Origin of the sequence: Streptomyces prunicolor (assembly GCF_045162825.1) — a bacterium.
GTDB classification, from domain to species: Bacteria; Actinomycetota; Actinomycetes; order Streptomycetales; family Streptomycetaceae; genus Streptomyces; species Streptomyces prunicolor.
On the sequence record NZ_CP108676.1, the window covers coordinates 8167823 to 8182614 of the forward strand.

General features: G+C 70.8%; 12 protein-coding genes. 8 read left to right on the forward strand and 4 right to left on the reverse strand.

Translation table 11 applies throughout. The features are described from left to right. Together OG588_RS37515 and OG588_RS37520 are read right to left on the reverse strand one after the other, a co-directional pair. Nucleotides 1-1677 (reverse strand): hypothetical protein, encoded by a 1677-nt coding sequence (locus OG588_RS37515; RefSeq protein WP_405951096.1) that lies wholly within the window; start codon nt 1675-1677, stop codon nt 1-3. Between the two features lie 198 nt (nt 1678-1875). Beyond that, nucleotides 1876-5928, reverse strand: coding sequence for a molybdopterin-dependent oxidoreductase (locus tag OG588_RS37520; protein WP_405951097.1), 4053 nt, complete (start codon nt 5926-5928; stop codon nt 1876-1878). Between the two features lie 198 nt (nt 5929-6126). On the opposite strand from OG588_RS37520, the gene OG588_RS37525 reads away from it, so the two are divergent. The 4 genes from OG588_RS37525 (at nt 6127) to OG588_RS37540 (ending at nt 8966) form a co-directional block, all read left to right on the forward strand. Beyond that, entirely contained in the window at nt 6127-6522 is a 396-nt protein-coding gene (locus tag OG588_RS37525; protein WP_405951098.1) for a cell division protein SepF, read from the forward strand. 280 nt (nt 6523-6802) lie between these two features. Next, nucleotides 6803-7942, forward strand: coding sequence for an ATP-binding protein (locus OG588_RS37530; RefSeq protein ID WP_405951099.1), 1140 nt, complete (start codon nt 6803-6805; stop codon nt 7940-7942). Then, the gene (locus OG588_RS37535; protein ID WP_019061111.1) at nt 7939-8265 is read left to right on the forward strand and encodes a nucleotide pyrophosphohydrolase; all 327 of its coding nucleotides are present in this window, start codon (nt 7939-7941) and stop codon (nt 8263-8265) included. Before OG588_RS37530 ends, OG588_RS37535 begins: the two co-directional genes overlap by 4 nt. A 227-nt stretch (nt 8266-8492) precedes the next feature. Next, entirely contained in the window at nt 8493-8966 is a 474-nt protein-coding gene (locus tag OG588_RS37540; protein ID WP_405951100.1) for a DUF6099 family protein, read from the forward strand. 90 nt (nt 8967-9056) lie between these two features. On the opposite strand, the gene OG588_RS37545 is transcribed toward OG588_RS37540, so the two are convergent. Further along, complete coding sequence (locus OG588_RS37545) at nt 9057-9221, reverse strand: hypothetical protein (protein ID WP_405951101.1); 165 nt, start codon at nt 9219-9221, stop codon at nt 9057-9059. Between the two features lie 211 nt (nt 9222-9432). Here OG588_RS37545 and OG588_RS37550 point away from each other — a divergent pair, with 211 nt between their 5' ends. Beyond that, a complete protein-coding gene (locus OG588_RS37550; RefSeq protein WP_405951102.1) occupies nt 9433-10356 on the forward strand; it encodes an LLM class F420-dependent oxidoreductase in 924 nt (307 codons plus the stop codon). 118 nt (nt 10357-10474) lie between these two features. Here OG588_RS37550 and OG588_RS37555 read toward each other — a convergent pair whose 3' ends face one another. Further along, a complete protein-coding gene (locus OG588_RS37555; protein ID WP_405951103.1) occupies nt 10475-11953 on the reverse strand; it encodes an MFS transporter in 1479 nt (492 codons plus the stop codon). A gap of 185 nt (nt 11954-12138) precedes the next feature. On the opposite strand from OG588_RS37555, the gene OG588_RS37560 reads away from it, so the two are divergent. The 3 genes from OG588_RS37560 to OG588_RS37570 all read left to right on the forward strand — a co-directional run bounded on the left by OG588_RS37560 (nt 12139) and on the right by OG588_RS37570 (nt 14765). Then, nucleotides 12139-12801: a TetR/AcrR family transcriptional regulator gene (locus OG588_RS37560; RefSeq protein WP_405951104.1), complete on the forward strand. Its 663-nt coding sequence runs from the start codon at nt 12139-12141 to the stop codon at nt 12799-12801. Nucleotides 12802-12976: 175 nt separating this feature from the next. Then, on the forward strand, nt 12977-13648 hold the full coding sequence (locus OG588_RS37565) for an ABC transporter ATP-binding protein (protein ID WP_405953304.1): 672 nt from the start codon (nt 12977-12979) through the stop codon (nt 13646-13648). Between the two features lie 103 nt (nt 13649-13751). Further along, complete coding sequence (locus OG588_RS37570; RefSeq protein WP_405951105.1) at nt 13752-14765, forward strand: ABC transporter ATP-binding protein; 1014 nt, start codon at nt 13752-13754, stop codon at nt 14763-14765. Nucleotides 14766-14792: the final 27 nt, after the last annotated feature.

The following is a 14792-nucleotide window of genomic DNA, read 5'->3' on the forward strand; positions in this document are numbered from 1 at the left end:
TCAATTCCTCGGCTGCAGCTTGATGTCCGAGCTCGACAGAGTCTGCGGCGTGGCGGTGAAGGCACGCAGCCGGATGCGGACCTTCTTGTGGGGCAGGACGAACGTCCCGTCGGGCGGCCGGAGTTCGATGGTCGCCGTGCTGTGCGCGGGCAGCGTCGCCGGGCCGCCCACCTGGGACCAGTACTTGCTCATGCCCTGACCCGTGGTGAGCGTGTAGTGGGGCGTGAGGGCGGTGCCGGACGAGTTGGTCACCTGGACCGTCAGCCGGGTCACGACGGTGGACACCGCGCGCCGAACTCCCGTGATTTTCATGGTCATCGGCGGTTCCCCCGTCGCCGCCACGGCCGCGCCCGCCAGCGCGGGCGTGAGCAGGAGCACGGCCGCCGCGACCCTGGCCGGGCGGCGGTGCGGACCGGACAGCAGTCGGGGGCGCGGCTGCCACGCGTCACGGAACTCGGTGATCGGAGCGGTCACCGCCGACGCCAGCCACAACGGCGTCATCATCAGGTAGTAGCCGTCCTGCGAACGCGTCGCCAGATAGAAGGCGCACCACGGCAGAACGGTCGCCGCCGGCCCCAACCGCCGTACGAACAGCACGAACACGGCGAGCAGACCCGCCGCCAGCAGGATGCTCGCGTGGGAGTACCAGTCGAGCCGGTCGCTGCCGTTCGTGAAGTACAGCGAGATGTCCACCAGGCCCTGACCGTGCACCACCGCGCCCTGCGTCAGCGGCAGCGCGATGCCCGCCAGCCAGGTGCGCGGCTCGTGCACGATGAAGTACGTGTTGATCAGCAGCCACACGGTGACGGCGATCCCGACGACCCGCAGGAGCACCAACCCGGCCTGCCGGGCACCGAGTTCACCGCGCCGCACCGCGTAGATCCCGGCCAGCAGGAACGGCGTGAGGAACCACGGGAGTTGCTGTGCCGCGCAGGCCGCCCCGAGGCATGCGGCCTGGGCGATCCCGGCGGGACCGAGGCGGCCGCCCCTGCCGATCCGGGGCCAGCGGATCACCACCGGCACCAGCAACGCCATGGCGAGCACGGCCGGATAGCCCTGACGGCCGTAGGTCGGCAGCAGGCCCAGACCCAGGCATGCCAAGGTGGCCGCCGACCGCCACGGCACCGGCAGCAGCCGCCACATGAGGACGGCGGCGGCGATCAGCGCACCGGTGGCGACGGCGGTCGCGGGGGCGCCGCCGTGCCCGATCCACAGCAGGGGCGCCGTCAGGAGCGTCTCCAGCGGGGGATAGCCGTAGGTGTAGTCGTAGCCGCCGGTCACCGTCGGGGTCAGGGCGACGCCGTGGTTCGGGTGGAAGAGCCACGGCCAGGGCTGGCCGTAGATCGGGTGTCCGGCGACCAGTTCCCTGGCGGCCTGGGTGGTGAGGACCGCCTCGTCGCCGCCGCTGTGGAACACCGACCACGCGGACAGCGTCAGCAGCACCGCCGTCACCAGCACGGCGAGATCGATCCGGGCCAACGACCGCGACCGGCGGACCACCAGGGCCAGCACCCCGCACACCAGGATCGAGGCGTAGCAGAGGCAGACGACCGCCGCCACGGCGAGCCGATGACTGGCCGCCTGCGTCCACACCGAGCGGACGCCGATGAACAGACTGATGTCGGCGAGCAGGGTGAGGACGCGGTGCCACTGCGCGGGGGGTTCCGGGGCGGACACCGCCGACTGTGTCCGCCGACCGGGTGCCACCTGATGTGTTTCTGCCAAGTGCACGACACAAGACGCTAATCCCGCCTGGTGAGCGAGGTGTCGACAATCGAGAAGATTCCGGTGTGAGAGGGGTAAGAAGGCCTCGTTGTGGCCTAAATGGGGCAAACTCGAACGGCGTTGTTCAACTGGCCGTGACCATCAGTTCATTCAGTAAACATCGCGCACATACCGCTTCGCCGCCGCCAGTTGCTTCACATACGCGGCCGCCTCGCCCTCGTCCAGCCCGCCGTGCGCCACCGCGATGTCACGCAACGCCCGCTCCACGTCCTTCGCCATCCGCGAGGCGTCCCCGCACACATAGAAGTGGGCACCCTCCCGCAACCAGTGCCACAACTCCGGCCCGTGCTCCCGCATCCGGTCCTGCACATAGACCTTCGCGCGCTGATCCCGGGAGAACGCCGTGTCCAGCCGGGCGAGCACGCCCTCGTCCAGCAACCCCGCCAGCTCCTCCTCGTAGTAGAAGTCCGTCGCGCGATGCTGCTCCCCGAAGAACAGCCAGTTCGGCGCGGGATGCCCGAGCGCGCGCCGCTCCTGCAGGAAACCGACGAACGGCGCCACTCCGGTGCCGGGCCCGACCATCACCATCGGTGTCGCGGGATCGGCGGGCGGGCGGAAGTGCGGGGAGCGTTGCACGAACACCGGTACCTCCGTGTCCGCCTCCACATCGGCATCCGCCAGGAACGGCGAACAAACCCCGCCGCGCGGACGGCCGTTGAGACCCTCGTACCGCACCACCGACACCGTCAACGAGACGCTTTGCGGGTCGACGAGCGGGCTGGACGAGATCGAATACAGCCGCGGCTGAAGCTTCTTCAGCACCCCGGCCCACTCCTGCGCCCCCGCCTTCACCGGATACTCGGCCAGCACGTCCACCGCCTGCCGCCCCCAACTCCACTGCGCGAGCCGGTCCTTGTTGTCCGGCCGCAGCAGCCCGCGCAACTCCCGGTCGTCCCGGGCCCGTTCGGCCACGAAGCGGAGCAGGTCCGGGGTGATACGGGTGATGTCCAACTGCCGGTGGAGCGCTTCGGCGAAGGTCGACTCCCCAACACCGTCCAGTTCTACGACCGCTGCGGCATCGGTGCCGGTGGCGGCGAGCCATTCGTCCACCAGGGAGGGGGAGTTGACCGGCCGGACGCCGAGTGCGTCACCGGTCTCGTACGTCAGGTCGGTGCCGCTGGTGTCGAAGGTGAAGCGCCGGACCTCCTTGCTCGCGCCGGGGCGGCTGAGCAGTTGGTTGCCGACGAGGCGGGCGCTGGTGGGAGTGGGCTTGGGGGACCGGGTCGGTGACTTGGAGGCTGCGGTCTCGGTGGCCCTTTCGGTGTCCAGTGCCGTGAGCACCTGGCCCAGCCAGGCATCCGCCGACGGCTCGAAGTCCGGCTCGCAGTCGGTGCGCGGGGCCAGCCGCACCCCGCCCAACTCGTCCAGCCGCGCGTCCAGTCGGCGCCCGTGCCCGCAGAAGTCGCCGTACGACGAGTCGCCCAGGGCGAGCACCGCGAACCGCACTCCGTCCAGCCGTGGCGCCTGTTCACCGGCGAGCGTGTCCCAGAACCCGGAGCCGTTGTCGGGGGCGTCGCCGTCGCCGAACGTGCTGGTGATGAAGAGGAGATCGGCGTCGGCGGGGAGCGCGCCGACATCGGCCTCGTCCATGCCGACCAAGGTCGTCCGGTGTCCGGCCGAGCCCAGCCGTTCGGCGGTGGCCGTCGCCAACTCCTCTGCATTGCCGGTCTGCGAGGCCCACAGGACGACTATCTGCCGGGCGGGCTGCGGCTGTTGCTGCGGTTGCATCGGGGGATCGGGAGTCGTCGACCTCGAATACATGCCGGCGAGAACGCCGTTGACCCACAGTGCGTGCTCGGCACTGAAGGGCGCGTCCGGCGGGAGCGTGGGCACACCCGGGGCGCCGGACTCGATACCCGCGAGGAAGCCGGTGAGATAGAGGCGTTCCTGCGCGGAGAGGACGGGCGGCGGGGCGGGATCGAGCCCGAAGGGATTCGCGCCCGGGGTTACCGAAGTGGGGACAAGTGCCTTCTCTGGAGCCGGTGTTGGAGCCGGTGCCGCACTCGCGACCTTCGCCAACGACACCGCGCACACCTTGAACTCCGGCTGGAACGACACCGGATCCACCGCGTCGCTGGTCACCGCGTTGACGCTCAGGTACTCACCGAAGAGGTCGTTCCAGTGGAACGGTGCGAAGCAGCCCCCGGGGCGCACCCGGTCGGTGACCACGGCCGGCAGCACCGCCCGCCCCCGCCGCGACGCGACCTCCACCGAGTCGCCCTCGGTGATCCCCAACTCCCGTGCGTCCAGCGGATGCAGCTCCACGAACGGACCGGGGTTCAGTTTGTTGAGCTTGGCGACCTTGCCCGTCTTCGTGAGCGTGTGCCACTGGTGCTGGAGCCGCCCGGTGTTCAGCACGAACGGGTAGTCGTCGTCAGGCAGTTCGGCGGCGGGCAGGTGCGGGCGGGCGTGAAAGACCGCTCGCCCACTGGCGGTCGGGAAGCGCAGGTCGCCCCCGCCCACGTACCGGATGGGATTGCGGTCCGGCCCGTCCACCTCCGCCGCCGGCCACTGCACCGGCGTGGACCGCAGCCGCTCGTAGGTCACCCCGCGCAGATCCCAGCCGGTCACCGGGTTCCAGAACTGCCTTATCTCCTCGAAGACTTGCTCCGCGCTGTCGTAGGAGAAGCCCTTCTCGTAGCCCATCGCGCAGGCGACGGCCGCGATGATCCGCCAGTCGGCCATCGCCTCGCCAGGCGGGGCGACGACGGGGCGGGCGAGGGTGAGGGTGCGTTCGCTGTTGACGAGGACGCCCTCGGACTCGGTCCACAGCGCGCCGGGGAGGACGACGTCGGCGTAGGCGTTGGTCTCGGTGTCGGTGAAGACGTCCTGGGTGATGACGAACTCGGCTGCTTCCAGGCCCTCGATGACGGTCCGTCGGTTCGCGACCGAGGCGACGGGGTTGGTGCAGATGATCCAGCAGGCCTTGATGTCGCCGTCGGCCATCTTCCGGAACATCTCGACGGTGCCCCGGCCCACGCCGTCCGCGCGGATCGTGCCCGGCGGCAGGCCCCACACCTCCTCGGTGAACTCCCGTTCCGCGTCGACGAGTACGGACCGCTGGCCCGGCAACCCCGGTCCCATGTAGCCCATTTCACGGCCGCCCATCGCGTTCGGCTGGCCGGTGAGGGAGAACGGGCCGCTGCCGGGGCGGCAGATCGCACCCGTCGCGAGATGGAGATTGATCAGGGCGTTGGTGTTCCAAGTCCCGTGCGTGGACTGGTTGAGGCCCATCGTCCAGCAGCTCATCCACTCGCCCGCCTCGCCGATCAGCCGGGCCGCCGTACGGAGGTCGTCCTCGGCGAGACCGGTGAGGGCGGCGACGGCGTCCGGCGCGTAGTCGGCGAGGAAGCCGGGCAGAGCCTCCCAGCCCTCGGTGTGCGCGGCGATGAACTCCGGATCGGTGTGCCCGTTCTCGTGCAACAGCCTCAACAGGCCGTTGAGCAGGGCGAGATCGGTGCCCGGCGCGATCTGGAGGAAGAGGTCCGCCTTCGCCGCCGTGGCCGTCCGGCGCGGGTCGACGACGATCAACTTGGCGCCCGCCTTGACCCGTTCCATCATCCGCAGGAAGAGAATCGGATGGCAGTCGGCCATGTTGGAGCCGATGACCAGGAACACGTCCGCCCGCTCGAAGTCCTCGTACGACCCAGGCGGCCCGTCCGCGCCCAGCGACGACTTGTAACCGGCGCCCGCACTCGCCATGCACAGCCGGGAGTTGGACTCGATCTGGTTCGTCCGGACGAACCCCTTGGCCAGTTTGTTCGCCAAGTACTGCGCCTCCAGGCTCATTTGGCCGGAGACGTAGAGGGCGACCGCGTCCGGCCCGTGCTCGTCGACGATTCGCCGCAGGCGCCGCGCGGTCTCGGCGATAGCTTCGGCCACAGGCGTCGGCGCAGGCTCCTCGCCGCGCTCGCCCCGCACGAGCGCCCCGGTCAACCGGCCCGGTGCGGCGAGCATCTCGGCCGTGGTCGCGCCCTTGGTGCACAGCCGCCCGGCGTTCGCCGGGTGCGCCTTGTCGCCGGACGCCCTGAGGACCGTAGGCCTGCCGTCGGGACCCGCGCCGACGTCGAGCAGCATCCCGCAGCCCACACCGCAGTACGAGCAGACCGTCCGTACCCGCTGCGTCTGGAGGCTCGTCGTCATGCCGTAGACGCTACGAATTGCCCGTTACGCCGAGGTCACGCGGCCCGATCATGAGGGGTTACGCCCGGTGCACAACGGGCCGGGGGTCGGTGTGAGATGCGCCCGATCTTGTCGCGGAGTGTGTCGCAGTTGGGCCGAACGGGTGACAGTGCGCAACAATCGAGGGATGCAGACTGCCAGCGCGACCCAGGACGGAGCATGCCGGTGAACAGCCACGATGTCACCGACGAACAGTGGGAAGGGCTCGCCCAGGTAGTGCCGCTGCGGGGGCGTGACGCCTGGCCGTCCGCCGTGGGCCACCGGGCGATACCCGAGGCCCGGACCGAGCCTCGCCGCCGTTTTGTCGTCCTCCGGGTGAATGTGTTCGGGGACGCGCGCGAGGTCGCGGAGACCCTGATGGCGGGCATACCGGTGCTGCTCGACCTCACCGGCGCGGAGACCGAAGTCGCCAAGCGGGTGCTGGACTTCAGCACGGGCGTCGTCTTCGGCCTGGCGAGCGGGATGACCCGCGTCGACCGGAACGTGTTCCTGCTCACACCGCCCGGGACGGAAGTCCGGGGGTTGATGGAGGGGGCCGGGGTCCCGGGAGTGTGAGGTGAGCGCGCCCGTCGCTCGATCGTAGGAAGGTCCCTGGGGCGGAACGGTTCGCCTGACGGCGGAGGCCTACGGTCCGGATATGACCGTGTCAGCGCATTCGCCCCAGTCATCTCCTTCGTCGGACTCCTCCCGGTTCTCCGGGTCGCCCGCGTCCTCCCGGTCGTCCGAGTCCGTGCCGCCACAGGGGCGATCGCCCGAAGCCCGCTCGCCCCGGGCCCGGCCCGCGCCGGAGCCGTCGGCCGGCGTCGCCCCGCCGTCGTCGAGGGCGCCCGCGCCGATGAACCCCGGGCGTTTGGAGGCGCACGCCGACCGGCCACACCTCACCGAGCTGCGGCTCTCTGCGTTCGCCACGCACCGGGGCGCCGGATTCCCGCTCGGGCCGCTCACCCTCTTCGCCGGGCCCAGCGGGTACGGCAAGACGAGCGCGCTGCTGGCGTACGAGGCGCTCGCGCGGCTCGGCGCCGGGGGCGAGGTGGGGGCGGTGTTCCCGGACCCGGTCGCCTGCGTCCCGGAGCGCGCCCGGCCCGATGCCCAGCGCCGACGCGGGTTCCGGATCGGCTGCACGGCGGACGGGCCCGAGGGTCCGGTACGGCTCGACGTCGCCGTGCAGGCCGAGCCCGAACTGCGCATCGTGGGCGAACGGTTGACGTCAGGCGGCCTGGTCCTCCTGGAGACCGCGCTGCGCGACCCGGCGCGCCGTACGGTGCAGGCCTCCTGGCATACGGGCGGCTCGTCGCCGGTCACCCGCGCACCGCTGCCGGACGACCGGCTCGGTACCGCCCTGCTGCCGTTGCGGGTCGCCGGCAAGACCGACGGGCAGCGCCAAGTCCTCGCCGCCGCCGAGCAGATGGTGGTCGCCCTGCGCTCCGTCTTCGCCTGCGATCCGGTGCCCGAGCGGATGCGCGACGCCGTACCGATCGGCGACGGGCGGCTGCTGCGGGACTGCGGCAACCTCGCCGACGTGCTGTGGCGCACCCGGAGCGAGTGCGGGCGACGGCACGGGCAACTCGTCACCGCCGTGCGTACCGGATGCGCCGGACCCGTGGTCGACGTGCTCGCGGAACCGCTGCGCGACGGGACGCTGCGCGCGGTGCTCGACCGGGGCGAAGGCTTACGCACCGGCTTCGAACGGCTCGGCGACGGCGAACTCCGGTACGCGGCCCTCGCGTTGGTGCTCCTCACCGGCCCCGGCGTGCTGGAGGTCGACCCGCCGGGCGAGGTCCCGGCCGCGATGCAGACCCTGACCGTCCTCGCCGACGGCCTCGACCGGGCACTCGACGTACGGCAACGGGCCGAACTGCTGCGGCTCGCGGCGCGGATGTGCGAGCGCGGGCACATCCGGCTGGTCGGCGCGGTGAGCGACGCGTCCTGGGCCACCCGGATCGACGGGGTCACAGTGGTACACCTGGACCCGTGACAGAACATCTCGACGTGGCGAAACTGCAGCACAGACTGGCCGAGTTCGCGGCCGCGCGGAACTGGCAGCAGTACCACACCCCCAAGAACCTCGCCTCCGCGCTCAGCGTGGAGGCCTCCGAACTCGTCGAGATCTTCCAGTGGTTGACCCCCGAGGAGTCGACGCGGGTCATGGACGACCCGGACAGCGCGCACCGGGTGCGGGACGAAGTCGCCGACGTCCTCGCGTACTTGCTGCAACTGTGCGAGGTGCTCGGCATCGACCCGCTCGCCGCGTTGGACGCGAAGATCGACCGGAACGAGGGCAGGTTTCCGGCGTCGTAGCCGACAAGTCCGCGCAGCAGGCGATCGATGCCGTAGGCGATCGATTGGGGGAGTCCGCGCGTCCATTTTCACTCTCCGGAGTCATCCATCTGTCCGCAACCGATTTGTTGTCCACAGATTTCCGCCTTCCTCTGGCTTTTCGTCTCAGGGACTCTCACTCTGGGTAGTGGACAAGGGAGTTCGGGCGGACGTGCGAACAGCACGTCGGGATATGACGGGGGCAGCGCATGGACGCGATGCGGCTCATCGTGACGAGCAGGCGCGCCCTGGCCGGAAGCGGCGACGTGTCTCAGACCATGACGGAGGTGTGGCAGGCGCAGGCCCTCGCCCAGGCGATAGGCAGCCGCCTCGCGGTCTTCGGGCCGCCCGAACTGCGGGGCGAGGCACTGGGGTTGACCGAGTTGGCGGGCCGGGGGTGCGGAGTGCTGGACACCCCGGTGCTGGCGATCGAGGACTTACGTGCGGCCCAGCTCACGGAGCTGGGCGACGCGCGCCTGGCCCTGCTGTGCCTCGGCATCCTGCTGGGCGAGGTCGGTATCGCCCTCGTCGGCATCGCCTGCGCGGCGGATGACGAGGGGACGTACTGGCAGTGCATGGAGGCGATCGACGCGGCGGACGAGTCCCGGGACCGGGTGTTGGAGATGCTCCGAAGACTGGCGGACCGGGAAGCTGCGGCGGTACCGGAGCGGGAGGCGGGGTGACGGTGCGGGGGAGTTGCGGTTTGTAGGGTCTGCGCGACGCCGTCGTGGCTGGTCGCGCAGTTCCCCGCGCCCCTTTGAGGGCGCTTCACGTTAAGAGCGCTTCACGCGGTCCGTGTTGTCCATCGACGTCGATTGCAGATCCGCGTCCAGGGCGGACAGGTCCGCGTTCAGGGACGCCATCAGCTCCTCCATCTGCTGCAACAACCCCTTGGGTTGTGCAGGTACGCCCTGCTGCGGCACGGCTTCTTCGGACATGACGGCCTCCTCGGCCCGTGGCCTCCCCGGCGAGGAGGAGGCGGGAATCCGGGCGGTCCGGCTCCGCCCGAGCCAACGATCATCAACGGGGCCGGTCACTGGCGCGGGCGCCTCCCGTGCGCACGGTTGACGCAATTTCACCCGACCGGGCACGAGATGGGCCGGAGGGACCGATGGGGTTGACCGGGACCCGAGCGTGCAGGATGGAACCATGGATCTGCGCATCTTCACCGAGCCCCAGCAGGGGGCGACCTACGACACCTTGCTCGCCGTGGCCAAGGCCACCGAGGACCTCGGCTTCGACGCCTTTTTCCGCTCCGACCATTACCTCGCCATGGGCTCCGGCGACGGACTTCCCGGTCCCACCGACGCCTGGATCACGCTGGCCGGCCTCGCCCGGGAGACCAAGCGCATCCGTCTGGGCACCCTGATGACGGCCGCCACCTTCCGCCTCCCCGGCGTCCTCGCCATCCAGGTCGCGCAGGTCGACCAGATGTCGGGCGGCCGGGTCGAACTCGGCCTGGGCGCGGGCTGGTTCGAGCAGGAGCACACGGCTTACGGCATCCCCTTCCCGAAGGAGAAGTTCGCGCGCCTGGAGGAGCAGCTCGCGATCGTCACCGGCCTGTGGGCGACCAAGCCCGGCGACACCTTCGACTTCCACGGCACGCACTACGACCTCACCGACTCGCCCGCGCTGCCCAAGCCGGCGCAGGCGAAGATCCCGGTGCTGATCGGCGGTCACGGCGCGAGCCGCACCCCGAAGCTGACCGCGCGGTTCGCCGACGAGTTCAACATGCCGTTCGCCTCGATCGAGGACAGTGAGCGGCAGTTCGGCCGGGTCCGTGCCGCCGCCGAGGCGGTCGGCCGCAAGGCCGACGACCTCGTCTACTCCAACGCCCTTGTGGTCTGCGTCGGAAAGGACGACCAGGAGGTCGCCCGCCGCGCCGCCGCGATCGGCCGCGAGGTCGACGAACTCAAGGAGAACGGCCTCGCGGGCACCCCGTCCGAGGTCGTCGACAAGATCGGCCGCTACGCCGAGATCGGCTCCCGGCGCTTCTACCTCCAGGTCCTCGACCTCGCCGACCTGGACCACCTGGAGCTCATCTCGGCCCAGGTGCAGGCTCAGCTGTCGTAGCCGGCGTATGTGACGCGGGCGGGGTGTCGGACCCTGTCCGCCGCACGGCCGTCGCCCCCCCACCCTCTCTGAAAAAGTGTGACACTTTCGGCGAAACTGACACACTTTTTCAGGACACCTACCTCCGTGCCCCCGCTCCGGCGGAGGCCGCAGCAGGCACCCCCACGTCCGCCGGGACCCGCCGCCCCGGCAGGAACGCCGCCAGCAGCAGGGCCGCCAGGGACGCCGCCGAACCGATGCCCATGATCACGCGGAAGCCGTTGTGGGAAGGGACGGTCAGGGAGCCGAAGCTCGTCGTCATATGGGCCAGGACGACTCCGGCGACTGCGCTGGAGGCCGACGTACCGATGGACCGCATCAGGCTGTTGAGGCTGTTCGCGGCGGCCGTCTCGGACAGCGGCACGGCCCCCATGATGAGCGCGGGCATCGCGCCGTAGGCGAAACCGACCCCGGCGGAGATCACGCAGCACACCACCACGACCTGCCAGACCGCGGCCATCATGACGACCCCGAGCCCGTAACCGGCGGCCACGATGAGCGCGCCCAGCATGAGGGTGATCTTGGGGCCCGCCGCCGCCGAGATCCGGGCGGAGAGCGGTGCGGTCGCCATCATCACCAGGCCGGAGGGGCCCAGCGCGAGCCCGGCCGCGAGCACGGTCTGACCGAGGCCGTAGCCGGTGGACGTGGGCAGTTGGAGCAGTTGCGGCACGGCCAGCGACATCGCGAACATGGCGAAGCCGAACACCACGGACGCGAGGTTGGTGAGCAGCACCTGGCGGCGCGCGCTGGTGCGCAGATCGACCAACGGCCGTACGGTACGCAGCTCCCACCAGCCCCATATCAGGAGCACCACAACCGCCGTGGCGAACAGGCCCGTTGTCGTGTCGCTGCCCCAACCCCAGTCCGCACCCTTGGAGATGGCCAGCAGCAGACACACCAGGCCGATGGACATCCCGACACCGCCGACCACGTCGAACCGGCCGCCGCTGCGCACCGCCGACTCCGGTACGAGGGTCACGACGAGCGCGGCCACGACGCCGCCGAGTACCGCCGCCGTCCAGAACAGCACGTGCCAGTCCGCCTTTTCGGCGATGAACGCGGCCGTCGGCAGCCCGAGCGCACCACCCACACCCAGCGACGCACTCATCAGCGCGGTCGCCGATCCCAGCCGCTCGGGCGGGAGTTCGTCCCGCATGATGCTGATGCCGAGCGGGATGACGGCCATGGAGACGCCCTGGAACGTCCGCCCGACGATCATCGGCACGAGCGTGTCGCTGAGTGCACCGATCACGGACCCGACGATCAGCAGGACCAGGCTGAGCAACAGCATCCGCCGCTTGCCGTACATGTCCCCGAGCCGCCCCACCACCGGGTTGGCGACGGCACCGGCGAGCAGGGTCGCGGTGATCGCCCAAGTGGCGTCGGACGGCGAGGAGTTCAGCAGCTTGGGGAGTTCCGGCACGATCGGGATGATCAGCGTCTGCATCAGCGAGACGGTGATCCCGCCGAGCGCCAGGACCCAGACGACAGCGCCGGAGCGGGACGAACCGACCCCCTCGACGGGAACGGGAGGGGAGGGGGAGCTGGACGCGGACATGGCGAAGCCTCCGGCGGGTGCGTGCTGGTGCGTGCGACACGGGGCTGAACGAAATGAGTCTGGCATGTTTTTCGTATGACGTACGCAAAATAGACGGAGGTGGGCCGGCGCGGGCTGGAGAAGGTGCCGGAGCGGTAGCCTTCACCTGTCCGGGCACGGCTGTCGCGGACGGAGAGGTGCAGCGAATGGCGCAGGTGGCGACGGGTTCCGGCCGCCGGGGCAGGGGGCGTCCGCCCCGGTTGTCGCGGGAGCGGATCGTCGAGGGCGCGGTCGAGGTACTGCTCGCCGAACCGGCCGTCTCCCTCACCATCAAGCGCGTCGCCGATGTCGTCGGCGCCGCCCCCATGGCCCTCTACCGCTACTTCCCGGACCGCGACGCCCTCCTCCAGGCGACCGCCGACCACGTACTGGAAGCCATGCGGCGCGCCCCCATCGCCGACGGCCCCTGGCCCGACCGCCTCCGCGCCTGGATGCGGGCGGCCCAGGCCAACCTCCGCCCCTACCCGCAGCTCATGCCGTACATGACGACGACCCGGCACCCCGCCTGGATCCCCGGCCTGACCCGGCTGCGCGAGATCCTCAGCCCGGCCGGACTCTCCGACGAGGACCTCGCCCTCGCCGTGGCGCTGATCTCGTCCACGATGCTCGGCCACGCCGTCTACGAGGGGTACCGCAGGCCGGACGAGGAGATGACGGCCCTGCTCGACGACATCCCCCGCCCCGACCCCACGGCGGACGCCCTGCGCCCCCTCCTCGCCGGGCTGCCCGCCGCCCATGCCCGCCTCTACGACACGATCCTCGACCAGACGGTCACGACGGTGGAGCGGCTGGCGGCCGGGTCGGCGTGACGGTCGAGGGCGCAATTCGCCTGACCTGCGCGGTAGTTGGCCGGGGCAGCGGGCCAGGCGGGGCGTACCGTACGGTGCGGTTGCAGGACCGGGTCGGGGCGGGGGAGGGCGTGTGAGCGAACAACGGGCCAGTGGGCGCGGTGCTGTCGCGGAGGCCGGGACGCCGGGCGGCGCGATGGTGGTGGTCGAGGATCTGCGCCGGAGCTACGGCAGCGGTGACACCGCCGTCCATGCCCTGCGCGGTGTCTCCTTCAGCGTGCCGCGCGGTGAACTCGTCGCGCTCCGGGGGCGATCCGGGTCCGGGAAGACCACCGTACTCAACCTGGTCGGCGGGCTGGACACCCCGGACGGTGGCCGGATCACGCTGGACGGCACCGACCTGGCCGGGCTCGGTGCCGACGAGTTGCTGGCGCTGCGCCGCGACCGGATCGGCTTCGTCTTCCAGTCCTTCGGCCTCATCCCGATCCTGACCGCCGCCGAGAACATCGGGGTGCCGTTGCGCCTGCGGAAGGTCCCGGCCCGTGAACGCGAGGCCCGCGTCGGCCTGTTGCTGTCTCTGGTCGGTCTCTCCGACCATGCCGACCAGCGTCCCGGTGAGCTGTCCGGCGGCCAGCAGCAGCGGGTCGCGATCGCCCGCGCGCTCGCCAACAACCCGGCCCTGATCATCGCCGACGAACCCACCGGGCAGCTCGACGCGGACACCGGTCTCACCGTGATGGACCTGCTGCGCGCCGTCGTCCGCAGCGAATCGGTCACCGCCCTCGTCGCCACCCACGACACCCAACTCCTCGCGCTGGCCGACCGGGTGCTGGAACTCCGCGACGGGCGGATCGTCGACGACGAGTGACCGTGTCGTCGGTCCTCGGCACTACCCGCACTACCCTGGCCGCTGTCCGACATCGTTATCCGCAGACCTCACTTCCGCAGACTTCATCTCCTCGGGGGACCGTGTGGCAGTTCACCAACAGCCCACCGGGGCACCGGACTTGGCCGAGCTGCGGCGCCGGGCCACCGAGGCCGCCGTCCCTCGGCGCGAGGAGGGTCTTGTCGTCTGCGAGAACCTGGTGCGGATCTACCAGACCGAGGGCGTCGAGGTGCAGGCCCTTCAGGGGCTCGATCTCACCGTGGCCCAGGGCGAGATGATCGCGGTGATCGGGGCCTCCGGTTCCGGCAAGTCCACCCTGCTGGGCATCCTCTCCGGCCAGGACGTGCCGACCGCGGGCGCGGCCGAGGTCGCCGGGCACGACCTGCTGGCGATGAAGCGCCGGGAGCGGCTCGACTACCGCCGTAGCACCGTGGGTTTTGTCTGGCAGCAGACCTCCCGGAACCTGCTGCCGTACCTCACGGCGGCCGAGAACGTGATGTTGCCGATGACGTACACCGGGATCAAGCGCTCCCAACGCCGGTCCCGAGCCGAGGAGTTGCTCGACCTGCTGTCCGTCGGGCACTGCCGGGACCGCACCCCCGACACGCTCTCCGGCGGTGAGCAGCAGCGGGTCGCCGTCGCCGTGGCCAACGCCAATGAGCCCCGGGTGCTGTTCGCCGACGAACCCACCGGCGAACTCGACACCGCCACCAGCGACGAGGTCTTCGCCGCCCTGCGCCGGGCCAACGAGGAACTGGGCGTCACCGTGATCGTGGTGACCCACGACGCGTTGGTGTCCGAGCAGGTCCAGCGCACCGTACGGATCCGCAACGGCCGTACCTCCACGGAGGTGTTGCGCCGGGTCGCCACCGGTGAGGACGGCGTCGAGGTGCGCACCGCCGAGGAGTACGCGGTGCTGGACGCCGGCGGCCGGCTGCAACTGCCCGGCGAGTTCACCGAGCGCCTGCACCTGCGCAAGCGGGTGCGGCTGGCGCTGGAGAGCGACCACATCGGCGTATGGCCCGACGAGGCCGCGCGGCGGGCGAAGTCCGAGGCGGACGGCGCAGATGGCGCTGACGGTACGGAGCGCGTGCAGTAACCGGCCTGGCCCCAGGGGAGGTTCAGG